This is a genomic window from Vibrio fluminensis (genome assembly GCF_015278125.1).
Classification (GTDB): Bacteria; Pseudomonadota; Gammaproteobacteria; order Enterobacterales; family Vibrionaceae; genus Vibrio; species Vibrio fluminensis.
This window is the reverse complement of the sequence record NZ_JADILO010000034.1, coordinates 35,522-59,868: the sequence shown is the minus strand read 5'-3', so window position 1 is coordinate 59,868 and position 24,347 is coordinate 35,522. Positions and strand designations below refer to the sequence as shown.

The following is a 24,347-nucleotide window of genomic DNA, read 5'->3' as shown; positions in this document are numbered from 1 at the left end:
AAGATACCAAGCGGACAGGTCGTGCTTCTATAAAAACCTTATGGCAAGGATGGTTTAGGTTACAAACCATCCTTGAAGGGTATGAACTCGCTAAGTCTCTTGAGCAACAAGACTTGTGATCAAGAGACAGGGCCATGCCAACCTTTTTTATGTCCGTAATTCGCAAATCACGTATTGCTCGTGGTAAATACGTTACAGATTAAACAGTGTTTTTGCGTTGCGGGTTGTGAGTTCATCTATTTGCTGCAAGCTCATCTGGCGTAGGTCTGCGACTCGTTGAGCGACCAATTGAGTGTAGGCTGGCTCATTGCGCTTGCCTCGATGAGGCACAGGCGCGAGATAGGGGCAGTCGGTTTCTAAAATTACATAGTTCATATCTAGTTGCGGGATTACTTTATCCATCCCACCATTTTTAAACGTCGATACGCCCCCTAAGCCTAAGTGAAAGCCAAGTTGGTTAATCGCTTTGGCTTCCTCCACGCTGCCACCAAAGCAGTGGAACACGCCGCTCAGTGAACCATCTTGTTCTTTTTCCAGTAGTGCTAAAGTTTCTTCAATCGAATCACGGGTGTGGATCACCACCGGCAGCTGCATTTCTTTGGCCCAATTGAGTTGGGTCACAAACGCATATTCTTGTTCGACTTTATAGGTTTTATCCCAGTACAGGTCGATACCAATTTCACCTACGGCAATAAAAGAGTGTTTGTTAAACCAACTATGGATGGTGGTGAGAGTTTGCTCGACATTACCATCGACATAGCATGGGTGTAAGCCCATCATTGAGCGGCAAATTTGCGGATAGGCGGCTTCCGTCGTCAACATTGGCTCGATAGAGTCAAGGTCAATATTTGGCAGCAAAATTTTACTGATGCCTTGAGCAAGGGCGCGCTCAACCACTTGATCGCGATCGTTATCAAACTCGCTCGCGTAAATATGCGCATGGGTATCGATCATGGTAGTACTCTTTTATCACTGATGGCATGAGTATACGGCAGTGTGAAGCTGAGGTCATTTTTTGCATTTTTCGTTATTGGCGCTAGCGTGATGAAGTGAGAGTGATATCATTCTCTACAAGCACTTTCACCAGATTGAAGGAGAATAGAGTGTCAGTTTCCATCCAAGGTCAATTTCCAGCGCGCCGCATGCGCCGTATGCGTAAACATGATTTCAGCCGTCGTCTTATGGCAGAGAACCAACTGTCTGTGAATGATCTGATCTACCCAATGTTTGTCTTGATGGGTAAAGATCGTCGTGAACAAGTTGAATCAATGCCAGGTATTGAGCGTTTGTCGATTGATCTACTGCTTGAAGAGGCGCAATACCTAGCGCAATTAGGTGTGCCAGCGATCGCTCTATTCCCAGTCGTTAACCAAGACGCAAAAAGTCTGTGTGCGGCAGAAGCTTACAACCCTGAGGGTTTAGTGCAGCGTACGGTTCGTGCACTGAAAGAGCATGTGCCAGAAATCGGGGTGATCACTGATGTGGCGTTGGATCCGTTCACCACTCATGGTCAAGATGGGATCATTGATGAAGAAGGCTACGTGCTGAATGATGAAACCACGGCTGTGTTGATCAAGCAGGCGCTTTCACACGCTGAAGCGGGGGCGGATGTGGTTGCGCCTTCAGATATGATGGATGGCCGAATTGGTGCGATTCGCGAAGCGTTAGAAGAAGCTGGTCACATCAATACTCAAATTATGGCTTACTCAGCTAAGTACGCATCAAGTTACTATGGCCCATTCCGTGATGCGGTTGGTTCAGCCTCTAACCTTAAAGGTGGCAACAAGAAGAACTACCAAATGGATCCTGCCAACAGTGATGAAGCCTTGCATGAAGTGGCAATGGACATCAATGAAGGTGCAGATATGGTGATGGTGAAACCAGGTATGCCTTATCTTGATCTTGTTCGTCGCGTGAAATCAGAGCTTCAAGTTCCGACATTTGCCTACCAAGTCTCTGGCGAATATGCGATGCACAAAGCTGCGATTCAAAATGGTTGGCTGAAAGAGCGTGAGACTGTATTGGAATCATTGTTATGTTTCAAGCGTGCTGGCGCGGATGGTATTTTGACTTATTTTGCTAAAGATGTTGCTGAGTGGCTTGCTGAAGAGAATAGCAAAGCGGCTCAATATCTACGTGATGGCGAATAAGCGTTAGCTCTATTTTAAAGGTCAGCGATGCTGGCCTTTTTTATATCTAGCGTATTGTTAGAGTATAGCTGAAGGTGTTTTTTGCTTAAAAAGCAAAGTGTTAAATATGTGCCAAGAAATAAATGAGATTTTTTCTCATTTAGGTGTTGACGAGTTAAATGAGAATCATTATTATTAATCTCGTCTTAGGGAATGAGGAAAGTTCACAAGGACGTTGATTTACCAGATTCAACCGATTGGATTTAGTGATGAAACAGAATTTAACGGACTTACACAAGTTCTTTTTGACACGACATTGCTCACATTGCTTCCAGTGTAATTTATAGCTTTATGGCAAAGCGACATGTTCCAACATGAAAAGCTTTGACTCTTTTTTGCTAGGCGACATCGAAAGATGTCGCTTTTTTTATGCGTTTAATTTGCCTTTGAGCAAAAGGGCACCAGCACTCTTTTCCACAGTCAAGGATCGTTTTCAGATCGCTAAAAAAAGGATCGATCTTTTGATTTTTTCTTTATATACAATGTTTTATATTTTAATTTCATTAAAGTGTGACATTCGTCAATGTCGGTGGATAATTATTATAAACAGAGTTATCCACAGGTGACCACATCATGTGGTGGCTTATTCAACAAATCTCGCTAGAGACATCACAGAGTTTGCATAGCATCGCCGACCTAGTCGTGGCATCCTAAGCAGATCTAATTTGCATTCTCTTTGGAAACTATAAGACTATGGCTCGCATTCCAGATAATCCACTGATTCTGATCGACGGTTCTTCTTACCTCTATCGTGCATTCCATGCCTACCCGGGCACGATGAGTAATGGTGAAATTCCAACTAACGCTGTTTACGGTGTGGTAAATATGTTGCGCAGCATGATGCGACAGTTTGCTTCAGATCGTATTGCTGTTGTGTTTGATGCTAAAGGTAAGACTTTCCGTGATGATATGTATCCGGAATACAAAGCGAATCGCCCACCAATGCCGGATGATCTGCGTTGCCAAATTGAGCCACTGCACAATGTGATCCGTGCTATGGGGCTGCCATTGATCTCGATCTCGGGCGTTGAAGCGGATGACGTGATCGGCACGTTAGCTTCTCAAGCATCTCAGCAAGGCATTCCAGTGTTGATCAGTACTGGGGATAAAGATATGGCTCAGCTGGTGGATGAGAATGTTACTTTGATCAATACCATGACCAATGTGGTGTTGGATCGTGAAGGTGTGATTGAAAAATTTGGTATCCCGCCAGAGCTGATCATCGATTACCTCGCGTTGATGGGCGATAAAGTCGATAACATTCCAGGCGTACCGGGTGTGGGTGACAAAACCGCGACTGCATTGCTACAAGGCATTGGTGGTTTAGATAAGTTATTTGAAAACCTAGATGATATTGCACCACTGGGTTTCCGTGGTTCGAAAACCATGGCGAAGAAGTTGGTCGACAATAAAGACAATGCACGACTGTCTTACGAACTAGCGACAATTAAACTTGATGTTGAGATGGAGTTTAAACCGCAAGAGTTAGTAAAAGCAGAGCCAAATAAAGATGAGCTGATTAAACTATTTGGTCAGCTGGTGTTTAAGTCTTGGCTCAATGAGCTACTCGAAGGCGGCAGCGGTGTGGTTGAGGTAGATGAGAAATCTGGCGCAATTGCCGCTAGCACAACGACGAGCACGCAAGTAGAGATCAACACCGCTGCGGTAACTATCGATCGTAGCCAATATCAAACCATTCTGGACAAAGAGACCTTTGCTGAGTGGTTAGAGAAGTTGAAAGCGACAGACGTGTTTGCCTTTGATACCGAAACCGACAGCTTAGATTACATGGTGGCGAACCTCGTTGGTTTGTCATTTGCGGTGGAAGAGGGCGTTGCGGCTTATGTGCCGGTTGCGCACGATTATTTGGATGCGCCTGAACAGCTTGATCGCGATTGGGTGTTAGCGCAGTTAAAACCAATTCTTGAAGACGAGAATCAAGCCAAAGTCGGTCAAAACCTTAAGTACGATGCGAGCGTGCTGGCACGTTATGATATTGAGATGCGCGGCATCAAATACGACACCATGTTGGCGTCTTACGTTTACAACAGTGTAGGCGGCAAGCATGATATGGATAGCCTAGCACTACGTTTTCTTCAGCACAGCTGCATTTCTTTTGAGCAAATTGCTGGCAAAGGCAAAAATCAGCTGACGTTTAATCAAATTGATCTCGAACAGGCTGCCCCTTACGCTGCCGAAGATGCTGACGTGACTCTGCGTCTGCACAATCGTCTTAATGAGCACTTGCTACAAGACGAAAAGTTAAATGCCATTTATCAGCAGATTGAAGTGCCACTTGTACCCGTGCTTTCACGTATTGAACGCACCGGCGTACTGATCGACGACATGATGTTGGCGGCCCAATCTCAAGAGATTGCGGTACGTTTAGATGAGCTAGAACAAAGAGCGTATGAGTTAGCTGAGCAAGAGTTCAATATGAACTCACCGAAGCAACTGCAAGCGATTTTGTTTGAAAAAATGGGTCTGCCAGTGGTGAAGAAGACACCGTCAGGTACACCGTCGACCAATGAAGAAGTACTGCAAGAGCTGGCTTTGGACTACCCATTACCAAAATTGATTTTGGAATACCGTGGGTTAGCTAAACTGAAATCAACCTACACAGATAAGCTGCCGAAGATGATTAACCCTGAAACGGGTCGCGTGCATACTTCTTATCATCAAGCGGTGACGGCGACAGGACGTCTATCATCGACCGATCCAAACTTGCAGAATATTCCTATTCGTAACGAAGAAGGTCGTCGTATTCGCCAAGCTTTTGTGGCACCGCACGGCTACAAAATTATGGCGGTCGACTACTCACAAATCGAATTGCGTATTATGGCGCACCTCTCTGGTGACCAAGCACTATTGGATGCTTTCCGTGAAGGCAAAGATATTCACGCGGCAACGGCGGCAGAAATCATGGGCACCACGATTGAGAACGTCACCTCAGAGCAGCGTCGTCGTGCTAAAGCAGTTAACTTCGGTCTAATTTACGGCATGAGTGCATTTGGTCTGGCGAAGCAACTTGGTATTCCTCGCGGTGAAGCACAAGAGTACATGAACAAGTACTTTGAACGTTACCCTGGTGTGATGCAGTACATGGAAGACACTCGCAGTTCTGCGGCAGAAAAAGGTTATGTTGAGACGATTTACGGTCGTCGTTTGCATCTACCTGAGATCCAATCGCGTAATGGTATGCGTCGTAAAGCGGCTGAGCGAGCGGCAATTAACGCTCCAATGCAAGGTACTGCGGCTGACATCATCAAAAAAGCGATGCTGTTGGTTGATGAGTGGATCGAAAAAGAAGGCGATGGTCGTGTGAAATTGCTGATGCAGGTGCACGATGAATTGGTATTTGAAGTTCAAGAGTCAGCTTTAGCCGAAATTGAAACAAAAGTACAAAAACTGATGGAATCTGCCGCTCAGTTAAAAGTGCCTCTTATTGCTGAAGCTGGTCATGGTGATAACTGGGAACAGGCTCACTAGACAAAAAATGAACAATATTTAACATTTATCATGAGCCAGCGCACAAATGCTGGCTTTTTTTTATCATTAAAAAAGCTAGGCAGCAAAAGGGCTTTGTGTTGTTTTAACTAAAAATGCTGAAAAAAACTTACAAAATGACTTTGAATTTCTGACCAATTGTTGTACATTATTCGACGTAGGGTACAGAGGTAAGATGTTCTATCTTTCAGACCTTTTGTTTCACGTTATTGGATTAGGCTGATTCAGCCGCCCCAGCCAGTGTTTGGCTGGGGCGTTTTTTCTTGTGGCAAAGAAAATTTCTCTACACACTTCCAAACTGTTCCACCGCACACTATTTTTCCTCTCTTAGTTAATTTTTCTCAGCACTGTTACGCGACAGAAACGTCTGATTACAAAAAGCTGTAATATTCCTTCATCACACTTTTGTTATTTCGTATAAAAAATAAATCGGCATAATTTAACTAATTGAAATGAAAGAATTTGCTCTATCCCTTAACCAGTAAGGTTTGCTGCTTGATGAAGGTTTTTTAAGTGGGATTTAGCTAGGGGTTGAAAATGACAGTGAGTTGCGGAAAGCTAGCAACATAACTATAACAATTTACAATTCTCTCCCGTTGCCCCATTGTTGATTGGGGCTTTTTCTTTGTCTGTAGATGCTTTGTTGGGGGATAAAAAAAGCCCCGCGAAATGCGAGGCTATCAATTGCGGTTCGGTTTATTCGCCGTCGTTATCCGATGCATTTTCAGCATCGAAATCTTCATCAATTAGATCGGCAAATGCAGGCGCAAACCATTCATCTAGTTTGTTGCGCAGTACATCAACACCTAAGCCTTTCAGTGACGAGAACGGGTCTACTTGCACTGTACCGCCAAAGCCTTTGGCATCTTCACGGATCTTCAGTACTGCAGCTTTACGCGCACCACTTTTCAGCTTATCTGCTTTAGTTAGCAGAACTTGCACTGGAATGCCGCTATCTACTGCCCAGAAGATCAACTGTTGGTCGAGGTCTTTCATTGGATGACGAATATCCATTAGTACCACTAAGCCTTTTAGACATTGGCGCTTTTGTAAATATTCACCCAGCGATTTTTGCCACTTTTTCTTCATCTCAAGCGGTACTTGAGCAAAGCCGTATCCAGGTAAGTCGACGATATGACAACCATCCGTCACCTTAAATAGGTTGATCAGCTGGGTACGACCAGGTGTTTTACTGGTTTTAGCGAGGCTCTTTTGGTTGGTCAAACGGTTAAGAGAGCTCGATTTCCCGGCATTAGAGCGTCCAGCGAACGCAATTTCAATGCCCTCATCTTCTGGCAAGTGGCGAATATCAGGCGCACTTGTGATGAAATGGGTGTTTTGGTAATTAATTTTTACGCTCACTGTTAACTCCATCTCGACTTTGTGTAGTCAATTGATTACTTTTTTGTGAAATTGTGTAAAATAACCGTACTCGGCATGAGGTCGCCTATTGTACCATGAGTGGCAATGCAGAGTGGTACTGGAAGCTTGATAATTATAATGGAATGTCATGAAGAAATTAGTGCTAATTGTGAGTCTTTTGGCCAGCTGCTCCGTATGGGCCCAAGGCAGCATAGAAGCTGGTAAAGCAAAATCTCAAACTTGTGTTGCGTGTCATGGAGCGGATGGCAACAGTTTACTTGGAATGTACCCTTCACTGGCCGGTCAGCATGCGAAGTATATTGAGAAGCAGCTGAAAGACCTAAAACTCGGAATGACGAGTGGCGGTAAACAAGGTCGTTATGACCCTGTAATGAGTGGTATGGCGATGCCACTGAATGAGCAAGATATGGCGGATCTCGCTGCTTATTATGCTTCATTACCGCTTGCTCATAACACCACACCAGAAAACGTGGTCGAGCAGGGCAAGAACCTTTACGCCGCAGGTGATGCTGAGCGCGGTATCGCTGCTTGTATTGCTTGTCATGGCCCTCGTGGTAATGGTACAGAGCTATCTGGATTCCCTAAAATTTCAGGTCAGCATGCAGATTACATCAAGCTGCAGCTAGAGAAATTCAGAGACGGTAACCGCAATAATGATATGAACGCGATGATGCGTGATGTTGCGAAGAAACTAACCGATGAGGATATCGACGTACTGTCTAAGTATGTGGGTGGTCTTCACTAAACGCTTATCTTCCAGTAAGACTCTCAAAGCCATGTCGAACGACATGGCTTTTTGTTTGCCTCCAATTTATTTGATCAATGTCACACACGTAATTTTGTCGCGTTTGACGATCTTGCTCAGCGTTTTGTAAGACATTTGCCATTCATTACTCAGCTAAATGAGTGAGCTGGTATAAAATAACCTTTAAATACATGATGTTGTGGTTTTGTGTTTTATTTGACCACAGTTTTTTAGTTTGACCTGTTGTCTGAAAAGGCTCAGAGAGTAAAGTATCTCCATCAACACGATGTTGAGCAGGATAAAAGACTAGGATGGTCTCCATGGATGCAAGTCAGGATGACTTGGCAGATGGAAAAGGATTTAAAGGTAAGCAGGATGTTTGCCTTAATAAGGATGGTTAACTCGTCTGATGGTACAGACAGGGGAAAGGATCAGGCTTAGGAAGAGCTCAGCTACAGGAAGTAATGGAACGCCAAAATTCATTAGGATGATGACAAACAACACCTTTTTGGCAAGGAAAGCTCGAAAAACAAATGGAAATTTGGAGTGCAATTTTTGCACAACCCAGTTTAGCCATCATGGCATTTAGAAAGCGATAGTCAATCTATCGCTTTTTTTATATCTATTTTTACCGATTTGATGATTTATTGCACAATAATACTCCACTCTAAGAGCAGTTTCTGGTATGTTTCGCATCCCCTGTAAGAAGGATGTATCAATGCACAACTGCCCGCTTTGTCAAAGCAATCAAACTCACCATTACTTTGAAGATAAGCACCGCCAGTATTCAGAGTGCTCACGCTGCGCATTGGTGTTTGTTAACCCAAACCAGCGTCTTGATGCAAAGACAGAGAAAGCTCACTATGATCTTCATGAGAATGATCCTAGTGACGAAGGCTATCGCCGTTTTCTATCGCGTATGGCGGATCCGATTTGCCAGCGAGTCGTACCTAATTCTCAAGGGTTAGATTTTGGCTGTGGTCCTGGTCCAACGTTATCATTAATGCTGGAAGAGCAGGGACACGCTATGAAGTTATATGACATCTACTATCACCCAGACAGTGCGGTGTTGGATGAGCAATATGACTTCGTGACTGCTACAGAAGTGATCGAACACTTATACCATCCTGACATGGTGTGGCAGCAATGGTTAAATTTAGTTAAGCCCGGTGGCTGGCTTGGTATTATGACCAAGATGGTGATCGATGTTGAAGCGTTTGCACCATGGCATTATAAAAACGATCTTACTCATGTGATCTTTTTTAGCCGTGCGACGTTTGAGTACTTGGCTGAGCGGGATAAGCTCGAACTTGAATTTATTGGAAAAGATGTAATTTTACTGAGGAAAACCCAGTAATGAGTCGTAGTAAGAAAGCTAGATCAGGCGGTAACACAGACGTTATCGTAGTTCGTAACCGTACCCAATCAGATGTTGAAGGACGTCTGCGCAAACGCGATAAAAAGCGTAAAGGCTTAAAGACTGGTAGCCGCAACTCAGAAGCGAAATCAAGCAAAGAGTTCACTAATGGTCAAAAGCGCGATCCACGTTTAGGCAGCAAAAAACCAATTCCATTGATTGTTGAAGCTGTTAAGAAGCCAACTAAAGTTGAGCGTCGTCTAAGCGCAGAGAAAGAGCTTGAAATGCTGGAGAATGATGCGCAATTGAACGTGTTGCTTGACCGTATCGATGAAGGCGAGAAGCTTGGCGCTGGTCTACAGAAATACGTAGATGAGAAACTAGCGCGTATTGAAGCATTGATGAAGCAACTAGGTATCTATGAAGATGACCTAGAAGCCGATGATTACTCGGAAGAAGAGTTCTTCGAAGATGAGACATATTCTGTTGCAAATAATGCAGAGAAAAAATCGTCATCTGATGATGATCTGTTGTCTCAATTTGAGTCACTAGATATCAATCAATACAAATAGGATAACGGTAAGATATGAATGTAACCTTGTTAGCCATTGCTGGTGGAATTATTGTTCTCGGCTTAGCGTCATACGCAGGTTACCTTCTTCTTCAACTGAAGAAGCAAAAGGAGTTGCAGCTTAGGCATCAGCAACTGGCGATTGAAAAGCGCAACGCGAATATTTTTGAAAACGTAAACACACTGTGTTTAGCGGGAATTCAAGGTCAGTGTGATCTGGCTGAGATCAGTATTCGTGTTTACTGCATTATGGACTACGTTCAAGGCGATGATCGCGTCGACTTTGACAAAGAGTTTCCAGCGACAGCTGAGCTATATCATGTTGTAAAAGACATGGCTCGCGGTGAAGATCGCCAAGCACTGAGCAAGAAAGAGCGCATGCAGGAAAACTTAACCCGCCATAAAGCAGAGTCGCGTCTACAGGATGCGATTGTTGAAGAGTTGAAAGTGCTGAAAGAGAAAGTGCAGCCACTGAATAATCAAATCAACATCCAAATGCTTTAGGCAGCATCGCCTTCTCTGATAAGTCTCAGGGAACGATAGCCGATCGCTAAGTCGGATAACTAAGCCTGATAACCGAGCGTCGATCACTTACACTTAATCGTGAGTGATCGATTTATCAGTTCTGTAATCAGTTCTGAGTATTTGTACTCAAAAAACGGTATGCCTTGGTACGTCAACTAGACACCTATGGCAAAATACTCCGTTATTGTAACCATGACCTTTCAGTCAAAGAATGGAAAGAGCACCATGTCGCAACAAGTCGTAGCAAGCCAACAAATCGAGTGGGATCAAACAGTTCTGGATAAGTATAACTATTCCGGTCCACGTTACACATCTTACCCAACTGCATTAGAGTTCCATGAAGCCTTTACGGTTGCGGACTTTGATATGGCGTGCACGGCATACCCAGAGCGACCATTGTCTCTTTATATCCACATTCCTTTTTGTCACAAGCTTTGCTACTACTGTGGTTGTAATAAAGTCATTACGCGCCATGCGCACAAGGCGGATGAATACCTTGATGCGTTGGAGTTAGAAATCCGCACTCGAGCAAGTTTGCTGCAAGAGCGTCGTGTGACACAGCTTCACTTTGGTGGTGGTACGCCAACCTTCCTAAACAAAGCGCAAATTAGCCGTATTATGGCGATTTTGCGTGGTGAGTTTGATTTTGAAGTTACCGCTGAAATCAGCATTGAAGTTGACCCACGTGAAATTGAACTGGATGTGCTTGATCACCTTCGTGAAGAAGGGTTTAACCGCCTGAGTATTGGTGTGCAAGACTTCAATAAAGAAGTTCAGAAGCTAGTTAACCGTGAACAAGATGAAGCGTTCATTGTTGCGATGGTTAAACGTGCGAAAGAGTTAGGTTTCCGTTCAACGAACTTAGACTTAATCTACGGCCTACCAAAACAGACTCAAGAATCCTTTGCTGAAACATTGAAGCAAGTGTTGGAGATGCAACCGGGTCGCCTATCGGTATTCAACTACGCACACATGCCGCAGCTATTTGCTGCACAGCGTAAGATTAAAGATGAAGATCTGCCGCAAGCGACTGAAAAAATGGCAATCCTACAGCAAACCATTGGCACGTTAACCGGAGCGGGTTATCAGTTTATCGGTATGGACCACTTTGCTCTGCCTGATGATGAATTGGCGGTTGCTCAGCGAAATGGCATTCTGCACCGTAACTTCCAAGGCTACACCACTCAAGGTGAGTGTGACCTAATGGGCTTTGGTGTCTCGGCTATTTCGATGATTGGTGATGCGTACGCGCAAAACCAGAAAGAGCTTAAAAAGTACTACGCGCAAGTGAATGAACAACGCCACGCATTGTGGAAAGGCGTATCACTGGATAGCGATGATCTGATTCGCCGCGAAGTCATCAAGCAACTGATTTGTAACTTCAAACTGGATAAAGTATTTATCGAGCGCGAATTTAAGCTCAATTTTAATCAATACTTTGCGCAAGATTTAGAGCTTTTACAGACCTTTATCAATGATGGGTTAGTGGAAGTGGATGAGAGCGAAATCCGTGTGACTCTGCGTGGTCGCCTACTGATTCGTAATATCTGTATGTGTTTTGATAAATACCTACGTGATCGCGCTCGTCAGCAGCAGTTTTCTCGCGTTATCTAAGCGATAGTATTAGTGAATTTGAATTGAAAGCCACGCCTAGCGTGGCTTTTTTACGTTTGGGCATGGCTTAAAGAGTAATGTATTTCTCTTGTGCCACTTTCCACAACGCTTTAATTAGTGGGTTATCAAGTTGTGAGCGTTTGCAGCACACGCCAAGCTCAAAAGGTGCAATAGGCGCGACTTTTAAGCGTTCAATTTTATCTCTTACTGGGCTGTTATTGATGACCACATCTGGCGCAATGCCTACACCGCAGCCGAGCGCGACCATGCTTACAATCGCTTCATGTCCGGATACCTGCGCATAAATATTCGGTTTGATCTTCATCGTCTTAAACCAAGTGTTGGCGCGTTCACGGGCAGTCCCGGCTTCGGGCACGATAAATGGAATTGAATTCCAGTTGGGTTTGTCGCTTTGCAGCTCTTGAGCGAAATTACTCACACCAGCGGGGGCTATAACGGAGAGAGGAATCTCGCTGATGGTTTCAAACTCAATTCGTGATGGCAGTTGCTCTGGCATCGCTGAAATAGCGATATCTGCTTCGTCATTGAGTATTTTCTCAATCGCTTGAGCGGGGTCACCTGTTGAGAGTTTGAACTCAATAAAAGGGTGTTGCAGGCGAAACTCAGACAGCAGTTCCGGTAAATGGCTATAGCTGGCAGTCACTGAGCAAAAGAGATGAATTTCACCTTTCAGTTCGCTATCAGAATCAGCAAACAACGCATGGTAGTTTTGCCACTCACCTAAGATATTCAGTGCGACAGGCAGGAGTTTCTTGCCTGCGGGTGTGAGTTCAACGCTGCGGTTATCACGCAGAAACAATCCTTGTCCGGTTTCTTGCTCAAGTTTTTGAATTTGGCGACTGAGCGCCGAAGGGCTAATGTGCATCGCTTCGGCAGTTTTGGCGAAGCTTTTACTCTCACATAAATGAATAAAGAGTTGCAGGCTCTTAATGTTCATAGCTTGTCACATCCATGTTGCATTTTTTGCAATAACTAATTGTGAATATATCACTTTAAGCAACTTTTTGTCTGTTTTAGTATCAGGTTATTCGGTAAGCAAAATTACCGACCTCATGGACATTATTCTTAAAGGAGAGCCCTACAATGGCTAACTATTTCAATACCCTAAACTTGCGTGAGCAATTGGACCAACTAGGTCGTTGTCGTTTTATGGATCGTAGTGAGTTTGCAACAGAAGCAGATTACCTAAAAGGTAAGAAGGTTGTCATTGTAGGTTGTGGTGCTCAAGGTCTAAACCAAGGTCTGAACATGCGTGATTCAGGTCTAGACGTTGCATACGCATTGCGCCAAGCGGCGATTGATGAGCAGCGTCAGTCATACAAAAATGCCAAAGAGAATGGGTTTGAAGTCGCCAGCTACGAAGCGCTAATTCCTCAAGCAGACCTAGTGGTAAACCTAACGCCAGATAAGCAGCATACCAACGTAGTTGAAACGGTAATGCCACTGATGAAACAAGGCGCTGCACTGGGTTACTCACATGGCTTCAACATTGTTGAAGAAGGCATGCAAATCCGTAAAGACCTAACCGTTGTAATGGTGGCGCCTAAGTGTCCTGGTACGGAAGTACGTGAAGAGTACAAGCGTGGCTTTGGTGTACCAACGCTAATCGCGGTTCACCCAGAGAACGATCCGCAAGGAGAAGGTTGGGATATCGCGAAAGCATGGGCAGCAGCAACAGGTGGTCACCGTGCAGGTTGCCTAGAGTCATCATTCGTCGCAGAAGTGAAGTCTGACCTAATGGGTGAGCAAACTATTCTGTGTGGCATGCTACAAGCGGGTTCTATCGTATGTTACGAGAAGATGGTTGCTGATGGTATCGACCCAGGCTACGCAGGTAAACTATTGCAATTCGGTTGGGAAACAGTAACTGAAGCATTGAAGTTTGGTGGCATCACTCACATGATGGATCGCCTATCAAACCCTGCGAAAATCAAAGCGTTTGACCTATCTGAAGAGCTAAAAGATCTAATGCGTCCGCTATACAACAAGCACATGGATGACATCATTCAAGGTGAGTTCTCAAGCACTATGATGGCTGACTGGGCGAATGATGATGTGAATCTATTAGGCTGGCGTGCAGAAACGGGTGAAACCGCCTTTGAAAACTACCCATCGACTGACGTTCAAATCTCAGAGCAAGAGTACTTCGATAACGGTATTCTAATGATCGCTATGGTTCGTGCAGGGGTAGAGCTGGCATTTGAAGCGATGACAGCATCAGGCATCATCGATGAGTCTGCATACTACGAATCACTACACGAACTACCGCTAATCGCCAACACAGTAGCACGTAAGCGTCTATACGAAATGAACGTAGTAATCTCAGATACGGCAGAATATGGTAACTACCTATTCGCTAACGTAGCGACACCGCTACTGCGTGAGAAGTTCATGCCTTCAGTAAATACAGATGTGATTGGTAAAGGTCTGCAAGTTGAGTCAAACCAAGTTGATAACCAGCGTCTAATTGAAGTGAACGAAGCGATTCGTAACCACCCAGTTGAGTACATTGGTGAAGAGCTGCGCGGGTATATGACTGATATGAAGCACATCGCCGTGGGCGGCTAATTTCTTTGCTCTAGAGCTGAATCTCTTTGTCGGGAATGCTCATTTGCAGGTGCAAACTGTGCGTTCCCTTCGCGAGCTTAAGCGCTATAGCTTTGAAATAAATCGGGGGGATAACCTCGTTGTCTGATGTGCGCATTTACTCACGTAAACTGTGCGCATCATCCTAGAATTTATCGCCCTATCCCTGCGAGATGGCTTTATTTGTACTAGGTTTAAAGAACTCTGTTAGGCAGAGTCATAAAATACAAAGTACAGACACAACATTAATGCTTCTCGCTTCTCGCTTCTCGCTTCTCGCTTCTCGCTTCTCGCTTCTCGCTTCTCGCTTCTCGCTTCTCGCTTCTCGCTTCTCGCTTCTCGCTTCTCGCTTCTCGCTTCTCGCTTCTCGCTTCTCGCTTATTTATCCGCAAGCTTCGCTTCTAGATCCGCCAGTTTCTTTTCCATTTCGGTAAGTTTTTGGCGAGTGCGCAGTAGAACTTGAGTTTGTACATCAAACTCTTCGCGGCTTACTACGTCTAGCTTGTTAAGCTGACCTTGGATTACTTGACGAACTTTCTGATCAACGTCTGCACCTAGGTCTTTCACTGGTTGCGGCATTGACTCATGAATTTGCTTAGCGATTTGCTCTAATTTCTTTGGGTCAAACATGGTGTGAACACTCCTGTATCTTTGGCGTCATTTTATGTAATTGATACGCAAATGTCGCTAGTTGTAGGGCAAAAAAGCGACTTTTGCGCTTGGCTTATCACCATTGCAGCATCAAATTGTTGGAAATAAAAAAGGTCACCGAGGTGACCTTTTAAGAGTGAATGTTGCGACTAATGATTAGCTTTTCTTGGCGAGTTCACGACAAGCCGCTTTCGCTTCGTCAACTCTGGCTAACTTTTCTAAGTCTTTATCTTCAACAAACACAGGCAGTGGCTTATGTTTCTCTGCTAGGTAGCTGTAAATCACTGGCAGTACAAACAGTGTAAACAGCGTACCAATCGCAAGACCCGCTACGATTACGATACCGATACTAAAGCGCTGTGCAGCACCCGCACCGGTGGCATACATCAGTGGGATTAGACCCGCAATCATTGCCGCGGTCGTCATCAGGATAGGGCGTAGACGAACTTTCGCCGCTTCCATCACTGCATCCATCTTGCTGAGTTTGTTATGCAGCTGCTCTTCTTTGGCTACCTCACAAATCAAGATACCGTGCTTGGTGATAAGACCGACTAACGTGATCAGACCTACTTGAGAGTAGATGTTCATCGTTGCCGCACCCCAAGCCAGAGCAATCAATGCGCCACAGATCGCCAGCGGTACTGATACCATGATGACGATTGGGTCTTTGATTGACTCAAACTGAATCGCCAGTACCAAGAAGATGATCGCCAAAGCGAGACCGAAGGTGGCATACAGCGCACTACCTTCCGTTACGTATTGGCGCGCTTCACCCATATAGTCGTGGTTGTAGCCACTTGGTAGAGTATTCGCTGCGACATCTTCAAACCATGTGATGGCATCACCCATTGCAGTGCCTGGTGCAGGTACCGCACCAACCGTTGCTGAGTTTAGCTGGTTGAAGTGTGGTAGTGAGCGAGGCTCTGCGATGACATCAATAGTAATTAAGCTACCTAGAGGTACCGCTTTGCCATCAGCTGCGCGCACGTAGTAGTTATTCATTGACTCTGGGTTCAGACGCCACTTACGTTCAACCTGAGGGATCACTTCGTATGAGCGACCATTTAGGTCGATGCGGTTAACGTAGCCATCGGCCATCATGGTACTGAGCGTAATACCGATGTCCTGCATCGTCACGCCGTAAGCACCGGCTTTGTCTTTGTCGATGTTGATTTTCATCGTTGCTGAATCGTAGTTTAGATCCAGATCCGAGTAGACAAACATCGGGCTAGACTTCACTTGCGTTAACACTTCAGTAGCAATCGCAAACAAGCTTTCAAAGGCATTGGGCGTGGTAATCACGAACTGCAATGGTAGACCTGAACCTGCACCTGGCAGTTCTGGCATCTGGAATGCCGTTACCGCCATTCCCGGTACGTTAGCAACTAGACCACCAACACGGTTCGCCACTTCTGCTTGGCTCGCTTCACGCTCGCTCCACGGTACCATTGAGGCAATACCAAATGCTTGGTTTGAGTTAGGCACACCAGTAAACACCTGAGCAAACGCCACTTCTGGCTGATCAGACAGAATCTTGTTTACGTCGTTCATGGTGTTTTGCATGTAGTCCAAGTTCGCATTTGATGGGGCAGTACCCATCAACATCACTACGCCTTTGTCTTCGGAAGGGGCAAGTTCGCTTGGAATAAACTTAAACAGCACTGGGAGTGTGGCAAACACGATAACTGCGAACGCGAGTACCACTGGACGGTGGTCCATAACGGCTCTGAGCATCTTCGCATAGCGTTCGGTCATGCCATCAAGAATATGATGCACTTTTTGTTCAAACTTGCTTGGCTCTTCATTGGCTTTGAGCATTTTTGAACACATCATTGGCGACAGGGTAAGTGCCACGATACCCGAGACAAAAACCGCACCCGCCAAGGTGAGAGCAAACTCTTTAAATAGCGAACCTGTAATACCACCCATGAGTGCGATCGGCGCGTATACTGCACCGAGCGTTAATGTCATTGCAATAACCGGTACCGCAATTTCACGTGTACCAATAATCGCGGCGCGGAAAGGCGATTCCCCCAGTTTGATGTGACGGTCAACGTTCTCAAGTACTACGATCGCGTCATCCACCACCAGACCGATCGCCAGTACCATCGCCAGTAGGGTCATCAAGTTCCAAGAGAAGCCCATTGCCTGCATCACCATTGCTACACCGATCAGTGAAAGCGGAATAGTAACGATAGGAATGATTACCGCACGGAAAGAACCCAAGAACAGCGTGATAACAACCAGTACGATCACCGCCGCTTCAAGGATGGTTTTCACCACTTCATGAATGGATTCGTTAATCGCGATAGTTGAGTCATACATCACGTTCATTTTGATCGTGCTAGGTAAGTTACGCTCAAGTTGAGGTAGCAGTTCTAACACATCGGCAGCAATGTTGATGGGGTTAGCACTTGGTGCGGCGTTAATTGCAGCGACCACTGCCTCTTGGCCATTGGCACTCGCGCGGTAAACGTCATGGCTTTTCGCCAGAGTGACTTTGGCGATATCACCAAGGCGAATAACCTCACCTTCGTCAGACTTCACTACCAAGTTGGATAGTTCTTCGACGTTGGAGACTTGAGTATCCGCGCTACCGTTGTAGAGCACGAACTCACCGACTGCTTGACCGGTTGCGGACTGATAGTTGTTGGCGTTAAGCACGCTCATCACATCTGTCGCGGTCATCTTGATCGCTGCCATCTTAGCTGGGTCTAACCAAATACGTAGTGCGTATTTCATGCCACCATAAAGGTCGATCTTCGATACGCCGTTAACCGTAAATAGCTGCGGGTTGATTACACGCTCTAGATAGTCAGTGATTTGGCTGGAATTAAGCTCGTCACTGGTAAAGCCGATGTACAGTACCGCGGTAGTCGAACCGGTCGACATGGTGACCGTTGGATCTTCTGCTTCTTTTGGTAGCTGCGAACGAACCGAGTTGGTTTTAGCCAGAATGTCCGATAAGGCGGCGTTCGGGTCGGTATTGAGCTTCATATTGACTGTGATGGTCGATTTACCCAACACAGATTGTGAAGTCATGTAATCAATATTATCTGCCTGCGCGACGGCTTGCTCCAAAGGCTGTGTTATAAAGCCTTGAATAAGGTCGGCACTGGCGCCGTAGTAACTGGTGGATACCGTCACTACTGTGTTCGTCATTTCAGGGTATTCGCGAACCTGCATCTTGAAGACCGCTTGCATACCAAGCAAGGCAATCAAGAAACTGATCGATACCGCTAAAACTGGACGTTTAATAAAAACATCAGTAAAGCGCATGAATCCTCCAATTACAGCATTGGTGTTTCAGCTGGTGGTGTGGTTGCGTCACTTTCCACGACGCGAACTTTCGCACCATTACTTAAACGTACTTGACCTGTGGTCACGACCACATCACCGGGCTTAACGCCTTCAAGAATATGGGCGATATCAGCCACACGCTCACCAACTTTTACTACGTGTTGTTGTACACGTTTCTCACCATCTTCTTCTGTCACGATGTAAACATTGTCACCGTATAAGGTGTAGGTGATGGCAGTTTGTGGCAGAGTCACTTGGTCAACGAGTTTAGGTAGGATGATGTTGGCACGGGCGAACATGCCACTGCGCAATTTACCATCGCTGTTAGGGATATCCGCTTGTACTTGGATAAGACCGCTTTGTACGTTAACTGCAGGCTCAATCGCTGAAATAGAACCTTTGAACGGTTTTTCTGGGTAAGCATCCACGTAGATTTCTACTTCTTGCTTAAGTTGGATACGCGAGATATCGGTTTGTGGCACGGTAAAGCGCAGGCGCATTACGGTGGTGTCTTCTAGACGGACGATATCGCTGCCAGCTTGTAGATACTGACCAAGATAAACATTACGAATACCCACTTCACCAGCAAATGGCGCTTTGATTTCGCGGCGGTCAATCGAGGCTTTTAGGCTCTCAATTTCAGCTTGTAGAGAAAAGTAGTTAGCGCCAGCTTCGTCGTAAGCCTCTTTAGAGATAGAGCCTTTTTTGTACAGACCTTGGTAGCGCTTATATTTGGCTTGCGCTGCTGGCAATTTTGCCTGAGCACTTTTTAAATTGGCTTTTTCTACTTCAGAATCAAGAGTGATAAGTAACTGACCTTCTTCAACCTTGGTTCCCGACTCAAAACTGATTTTATCAATTACACCACTGGTTTCATTGGCGACGGTGACACCTTGGTTAGGTTCGATAAAACCGATCGCTTCGATAACAGGTACCCAATCGACAGGTTTTACTTGCGTCACCGTCACAGGAAACTCTGGCTCAGGTCGGTTAGCGAGATATTCAGCTATTTTTTGTTGCTTGAATAGATTGAAACCAATCACGCTACCAAACAGTAGCAAGACGATGACAATCATAAAGAAAGTCCACTTTTTCATTCTTGTTAGAACTCCAAGTTAATGATTAATTACTGCGTCCCAGCTGGCATTGATGGCGGCTTCAATTGCCTCATCATCCAGATGGTAAAACCCCCACGCATGTTTACGAGCAAGCGCTACACACGCCTCAAATGTCAAACCAGACAAAACTTCATTAGCAATCGGCTTAAAAACCTTTTGTGCTTTGCCATCTTCGAATAACTTTTGCACTTGATGAAACATCAGCTTTTCTTGTGCACGAATCTCTATATCGGTAGTGCAAGGTAGTGAGTCATATTGCACTCGGTTACTTAGGGCGTTTTTGTTAGACACTGCTAAGTTCCAAGTGTTTAACCACATGGTGCGATAACGATCTTTAAGAGGCTCATCCCCGACGACCCCAGCTTGTACAGCATCGGCAATACGCTGGGTGACATTGAGCCGCACCTCGGCAAGAAGGTGCTCCTTATCAGAAAAGTAACAATAGATAGTTCCTGCAGCGACGCCAGCTTGTTTGGCGACTTTCTGCATGGATAAGCCATGAAATCCTGACTCCGCGAGAATCGCTTCTGCGGCATCCAGAATTTGCTGCTTTTTATCTACACTGAGTTTTTTGGTCATTTAATGAGACCGCTAATGAATGAACGTTCATTCATTATAGACCAAATTACAAACAGAAGTTCAATAAAGTATTGCATTAATTCAGTAAAAATCTTGTTGATGGCTTTAAGTGCGAGAGTGGCAATCGCACCTTGTGGGCACTTTACTTAAATATTAGCAATCGTCGTGTTGCACCATTATTATAGGCGCCATTAATTTTTCTGGATGAGACCATCATGAAGCTGAACCCCGGACAAGACCAAGCGGTTAAGTATGTGTCAGGCCCTTGCCTAGTATTGGCAGGTGCGGGCTCTGGTAAAACGCGAGTGATCACTAACAAAATTGCTTACTTGGTTCAGCAGTGTGGCTATAAAGCGCGCAATATCGCAGCGGTGACCTTTACCAATAAAGCGGCACGTGAGATGAAAGAGCGTGTTGGGCAGACATTAGGTAAACAAGAATCGAAAGGGTTGATGGTCTCAACTTTCCACACGCTTGGTCTGAATATTATTAAGCGTGAGCATAAGCATCTCGGTTTGAAGTCGGGTTTTTCTCTGTTTGATGACCAAGACCAGTTAGCACTTTTAAAAGAGCTGACTGAGAAACAGTTAGATGGTGACAAAGATCTGCTGCGTCAATTAATGAGTGCCATTTCGAACTGGAAAAATGACATGCTGTCACCAGACGAAGCCAAAGCGCGCGCCCAAGGAGAACAGCAGCAGTTATTTGCTTTCTGTTTTGAGATGTACCAAAAGCAGATGCGTGCCTATAACGCATTGGACTTTGATGATTTAATTTTGATGCCAGTATTGCTGTTGCGTGGTAACACAGAAGTGCGTGAGCGTTGGCAAAATAAAATTCGTTATCTGTTGGTGGACGAATACCAAGATACCAATACCAGTCAGTATGAGTTGGTGCGTTTGCTGGTGGGCGAGCGCGCACGCTTTACGGTGGTAGGTGATGATGATCAGTCAATCTATTCATGGCGTGGGGCAAAACCACAAAACCTGGTGTTGCTTGGTGAAGATTACCCAAGTCTTAAGCTGATTAAGCTGGAGCAGAACTATCGTTCGACCAATCGTATTTTGCGTTGCGCCAACATTCTGATTGCCAATAACCCGCATGTGTATGAGAAATCTCTGTTCTCGGAGCTGCCGGATGGCGAGCAACTCAAAGTATTGATGGCGAAAAATGAAGAACACGAAGCAGAGCGTGTTACGGGTGAGATCATTGCGCACAAATTTTTGAATCGCACTGACTATCGACACTATGCGATTTTATATCGTGGTAATCACCAATCGCGTTTGATCGAAAAATCCTTGATGCAAAACCGTGTGCCATACAAGTTATCTGGCGGCACGTCGTTTTTTGCTCGCGCTGAAATCAAAGACATCATGGCTTACCTAAAAGTCTTGGTGAACCCGGATGATGACAACGCTTTCCTACGTATCGTGAATACGCCAAAGCGTGAGATCGGACCGGTCACGTTAGAGAAGTTAGGTAGCTACGCTAACATGCGCGGCAAGAGCTTGTTTGAGGCAAGCTTTGAGTTAGGTCTAGAGCATCATCTCTCTGGACGAGGGTTGGAGAACCTGCGCCGTTTTACCACCTGGCTGGTGGCCATTTCTGACCAAGCCGAGCGTGGTGATACGGTGGAAGCGGTGCGCTCTCTTGTACGTGATATCAATTACGAAGATTGGCTGTATGAAACCTCTTCAAGCCCGAAAGCGGCTGAGATGAGGATGAAGAACGTCTCCGACCTCTATTCTTGGATAGTGTCAGACTTAGAAGGTGATAACTACGATCAAGAAGAGAAGACACTGCGTGAAGTGGTTCAACGTCTCACATTGCGTGACATGATGGAACGTGGCGAAGAAGATGAAGATAGCGACGCGGTGCAGTTAATGACTTTGCATGCATCAAAAGGTCTCGAGTTTCCGTACGTTTATTTAATTGGTACCGAAGAAGGCATTTTGCCACACCAAACTAGTATTGATGAAGACAACGTTGAAGAAGAACGCCGTTTGATGTACGTGGGCATTACTCGCGCGCAGAAAGAGCTAACATTCACTATGTGTCGTGAACGTCGTCAGTATGGTGAACTGATTAAGCCAACTCAGAGTCGTTTTCTCGATGAGTTGCCATTTGATGATGTGGAATGGGAACAAACCAAGAAGCCAGTGACACAAGAAGAGCGCATGGCGAAAGGACAGGCGCATATTGCTAATTTACGCGCGATGTTTAAGAAGTAACGTTGTGTAGAGCAAGAATCAAAAAAGGCTTGGGTTTCCCAAGCCTTTTGCTTTTTATCGCAGTGGTCTTACAGACCTTCAATCATATGGTCGATCGCGGCGATGATTTCATCGTCTGAACAATCCATACAAGAGCCTTTGGCTGGCATGGCATTAAAGCCGTTGATTGCGTGGTCGTTTAGAACACTACGTCCTTGAGCAATACGTGGCGACCAATCACCAGCATCACCTGTTTTTGGTGCGCCGCTAACGCCAGTCGAGTGACAAGCCGTACAGAAAGTGCCATAAACCGTCGCACCATCGCGAGGACCGGTTGGCACAACAGCTACAGGCTCACTGCCTGCAAGGTAAACATCACCAACAGGTTTAATTCTTTCTGCAATCGCATCATATTGTTCTTGGCTAACGTTTGCTGCAAAAGTAGCGCTAGAAAATGTTGCTGCAGCGACCAAAGCGGTTAATATTTTTCGAGACATATCCATTAAACTCACTATACATTCCTGAGGGTAAGTTCGTGCTTACCTTTTAATTAGAGTTTCATTTGACAAACAGGCGACTTGAGCTGTTAAATCAATGTAAACAGTGGGTGATTATATCTCGATAAGTTGTTGCAATAAACAATAACTTCCCAACGAGCGGGGTTACATCACACGCTGAACTGAGTTTTATTTGACCTTGGTTGCTGAAAAAGGCAGCAAACGATAAAAAAAGTAAAAAAAGTACTAGACGCAATAGTGTGATATCCGTATTATTCCTCTCCGCCGATGGGGCATGCGCCCGTAGCTCAGCTGGATAGAGCGTTGGCCTCCGGAGCCAAAGGTCGAAGGTTCGAATCCTTTCGGGCGCGCCATAAGCCTGGAGGAAAATCGGTGAAATACAATGGTGGCTATAGCTCAGTTGGTAGAGTCCCGGATTGTGATTCCGGTTGTCGCGGGTTCAAATCCCGTTAGCCACCCCATTTTCCCTTTCGAAAATGGTTTAGGTAGCGTAAGCTTCCATTCTCTTAGAGATAAAACATAAGTCGGTGAATCGTGTTACTTGTAGCGCATCTCGGCTCTTGGAATAAGCGGACCAGAGGGTTGACCCTCAACGCAAACCAAGTAAAAAAATAACTTGTCGGTGAATAGCGCAGCTTGGTAGCGCATCTGGTTTGGGACCAGAGGGTCGGGGGTTCGAATCCCTCTTCACCGACCACTATTTAGTTTAACGTTCTTGGACGGTAAACATAACAATTTGATGGTGGCTATAGCTCAGTTGGTAGAGTCCCGGATTGTGATTCCGGTTGTCGCGGGTTCAAATCCCGTTAGCCACCCCATTCTTTTCTAAAGAATACATGCTCGGTGAATAGCGCAGCTTGGTAGCGCATCTGGTTTGGGACCAGAGGGTCGGGGGTTCGAATCCCTCTTCACCGACCACCATTCAAGGCCTCGTCAGAAATGACGGGGCCTTTTTGCATTTACAGCATAAAGCTAAGTCTGCACATGCTGAGTCGGGGTCTGGAGTGCCAGTCCTCGGGAACCCGAATGTATCAAATCCTTCTTCACCGACCACTATACGAAGCCCTAGACTGGGCGTCCTGTCCTTACAAGTCATCAAGATCTACTGCTTTAAATGGGGTACTGAAAATTATTGGTTCAGCGACTCCTAACTGTAAAACCGCATCTTTAGCTAGCTTTTCATTTTTGCTCGGAATAAAAACATCAGAAGCTTTCGTTTTTATCTCTCTTTATCACCTTTTTATTACTCCATTAATTATCACTTTTAATGGTCGAATGGACTTTTAATTAGCTAGATACTGGTCTTTAGGGCTGTATTTTTATTTGTTACCCATTTATTGGCCTAATTTAATCCATTTTCATGGGGTTTTTGTTTTTAATTTGTTAAATACACCAATTGACTAATTAGTCACTATTGCTGCGTTAATTGTCACGATAGTATTGGCAGGTAAGGGTGTTTCATATTCTCGATAA

18 protein-coding genes and 5 tRNA genes are annotated in these 24,347 nt (G+C 45.2%); 15 read left to right on the top strand and 8 right to left on the bottom strand.

The features are described from left to right. Positions 1-192: 192 nt before the first annotated feature. Entirely contained in the window at positions 193-954 is a 762-nt protein-coding gene (locus IRQ95_RS18430) for a TatD family hydrolase (RefSeq protein WP_194438639.1), read from the bottom strand. A gap of 149 nt (positions 955-1,103) precedes the next feature. Here IRQ95_RS18430 and hemB point away from each other — a divergent pair, with 149 nt between their 5' ends. The 3 genes from hemB (at position 1,104) to spfP (ending at position 5,919) form a co-directional block, all read left to right on the top strand. Further along, positions 1,104-2,150 (top strand): porphobilinogen synthase, encoded by a 1,047-nt coding sequence (gene hemB, locus IRQ95_RS18425; RefSeq protein ID WP_194438638.1) that lies wholly within the window; start codon positions 1,104-1,106, stop codon positions 2,148-2,150. A gap of 732 nt (positions 2,151-2,882) precedes the next feature. After that, positions 2,883-5,678 carry a DNA polymerase I gene (gene polA, locus IRQ95_RS18420; RefSeq protein WP_194438636.1) on the top strand — a complete coding sequence of 932 codons (2,796 nt, stop codon included), beginning with the start codon at positions 2,883-2,885 and terminating at the stop codon, positions 5,676-5,678. 193 nt (positions 5,679-5,871) lie between these two features. Next, positions 5,872-5,919, top strand: coding sequence for a small protein SpfP (gene spfP, locus IRQ95_RS22480; protein WP_438356636.1), 48 nt, complete (start codon positions 5,872-5,874; stop codon positions 5,917-5,919). Between the two features lie 473 nt (positions 5,920-6,392). Here the strand turns inward: spfP and yihA are convergent, their stop codons facing one another. Next, positions 6,393-7,058: a ribosome biogenesis GTP-binding protein YihA/YsxC gene (yihA, locus tag IRQ95_RS18415; RefSeq protein WP_194438634.1), complete on the bottom strand. Its 666-nt coding sequence runs from the start codon at positions 7,056-7,058 to the stop codon at positions 6,393-6,395. Between the two features lie 148 nt (positions 7,059-7,206). Here yihA and IRQ95_RS18410 point away from each other — a divergent pair, with 148 nt between their 5' ends. The 5 genes from IRQ95_RS18410 (at position 7,207) to hemN (ending at position 11,891) form a co-directional block, all read left to right on the top strand. Continuing rightward, a complete protein-coding gene (locus tag IRQ95_RS18410; RefSeq protein ID WP_075647719.1) occupies positions 7,207-7,824 on the top strand; it encodes a c-type cytochrome in 618 nt (205 codons plus the stop codon). A gap of 718 nt (positions 7,825-8,542) precedes the next feature. Then, positions 8,543-9,181 (top strand): class I SAM-dependent methyltransferase, encoded by a 639-nt coding sequence (locus IRQ95_RS18405; RefSeq protein WP_194438632.1) that lies wholly within the window; start codon positions 8,543-8,545, stop codon positions 9,179-9,181. After that, complete coding sequence (gene yihI, locus IRQ95_RS18400; RefSeq protein ID WP_194438630.1) at positions 9,181-9,753, top strand: Der GTPase-activating protein YihI; 573 nt, start codon at positions 9,181-9,183, stop codon at positions 9,751-9,753. Before IRQ95_RS18405 ends, yihI begins: the two co-directional genes overlap by 1 nt. Before the next feature lie 14 nt (positions 9,754-9,767). Then, positions 9,768-10,256 (top strand): DUF2489 domain-containing protein, encoded by a 489-nt coding sequence (locus tag IRQ95_RS18395; protein ID WP_194438628.1) that lies wholly within the window; start codon positions 9,768-9,770, stop codon positions 10,254-10,256. Positions 10,257-10,502: 246 nt separating this feature from the next. Further along, complete coding sequence (hemN, locus tag IRQ95_RS18390; protein WP_194438626.1) at positions 10,503-11,891, top strand: oxygen-independent coproporphyrinogen III oxidase; 1,389 nt, start codon at positions 10,503-10,505, stop codon at positions 11,889-11,891. A 67-nt stretch (positions 11,892-11,958) separates the two neighbouring features. On the opposite strand, the gene ilvY is transcribed toward hemN, so the two are convergent. Continuing rightward, positions 11,959-12,849 (bottom strand): HTH-type transcriptional activator IlvY, encoded by an 891-nt coding sequence (ilvY, locus tag IRQ95_RS18385; RefSeq protein ID WP_194438624.1) that lies wholly within the window; start codon positions 12,847-12,849, stop codon positions 11,959-11,961. A 146-nt stretch (positions 12,850-12,995) separates the two neighbouring features. Between ilvY and ilvC the strand changes: the two genes are divergently transcribed. Next, positions 12,996-14,480 (top strand): ketol-acid reductoisomerase, encoded by a 1,485-nt coding sequence (ilvC, locus tag IRQ95_RS18380; RefSeq protein WP_194438622.1) that lies wholly within the window; start codon positions 12,996-12,998, stop codon positions 14,478-14,480. 396 nt (positions 14,481-14,876) lie between these two features. Here the strand turns inward: ilvC and ubiK are convergent, their stop codons facing one another. From ubiK to IRQ95_RS18360, 4 genes are all read right to left on the bottom strand, one after another. After that, positions 14,877-15,128, bottom strand: coding sequence for a ubiquinone biosynthesis accessory factor UbiK (gene ubiK / locus IRQ95_RS18375; RefSeq protein WP_075647726.1), 252 nt, complete (start codon positions 15,126-15,128; stop codon positions 14,877-14,879). 177 nt (positions 15,129-15,305) lie between these two features. Beyond that, positions 15,306-18,428 (bottom strand): multidrug efflux RND transporter permease subunit, encoded by a 3,123-nt coding sequence (locus IRQ95_RS18370; protein WP_194438620.1) that lies wholly within the window; start codon positions 18,426-18,428, stop codon positions 15,306-15,308. Positions 18,429-18,439: 11 nt separating this feature from the next. Next, a complete protein-coding gene (locus IRQ95_RS18365) occupies positions 18,440-19,546 on the bottom strand; it encodes an efflux RND transporter periplasmic adaptor subunit (protein ID WP_194438618.1) in 1,107 nt (368 codons plus the stop codon). A gap of 18 nt (positions 19,547-19,564) precedes the next feature. Continuing rightward, a complete protein-coding gene (locus tag IRQ95_RS18360; RefSeq protein ID WP_075647729.1) occupies positions 19,565-20,146 on the bottom strand; it encodes a TetR/AcrR family transcriptional regulator in 582 nt (193 codons plus the stop codon). Positions 20,147-20,361: 215 nt separating this feature from the next. Between IRQ95_RS18360 and rep the strand changes: the two genes are divergently transcribed. Beyond that, positions 20,362-22,377: a DNA helicase Rep gene (gene rep, locus IRQ95_RS18355; protein WP_194438616.1), complete on the top strand. Its 2,016-nt coding sequence runs from the start codon at positions 20,362-20,364 to the stop codon at positions 22,375-22,377. Between the two features lie 68 nt (positions 22,378-22,445). Here rep and IRQ95_RS18350 read toward each other — a convergent pair whose 3' ends face one another. After that, positions 22,446-22,859 carry a c-type cytochrome gene (locus IRQ95_RS18350; RefSeq protein ID WP_194438614.1) on the bottom strand — a complete coding sequence of 138 codons (414 nt, stop codon included), beginning with the start codon at positions 22,857-22,859 and terminating at the stop codon, positions 22,446-22,448. A gap of 291 nt (positions 22,860-23,150) precedes the next feature. On the opposite strand from IRQ95_RS18350, the gene IRQ95_RS18345 reads away from it, so the two are divergent. From IRQ95_RS18345 to IRQ95_RS18325, 5 genes are all read left to right on the top strand, one after another. Next, positions 23,151-23,227: transfer RNA gene (locus IRQ95_RS18345), tRNA-Arg, on the top strand. A gap of 32 nt (positions 23,228-23,259) precedes the next feature. Continuing rightward, positions 23,260-23,335: transfer RNA gene (locus IRQ95_RS18340), tRNA-His, on the top strand. 159 nt (positions 23,336-23,494) lie between these two features. Next, positions 23,495-23,571, top strand: a tRNA-Pro gene (locus tag IRQ95_RS18335). Positions 23,572-23,616: 45 nt separating this feature from the next. Continuing rightward, a tRNA-His gene (locus tag IRQ95_RS18330) sits at positions 23,617-23,692 on the top strand. 23 nt (positions 23,693-23,715) lie between these two features. Beyond that, positions 23,716-23,792, top strand: a tRNA-Pro gene (locus IRQ95_RS18325). Positions 23,793-24,347: the final 555 nt, after the last annotated feature.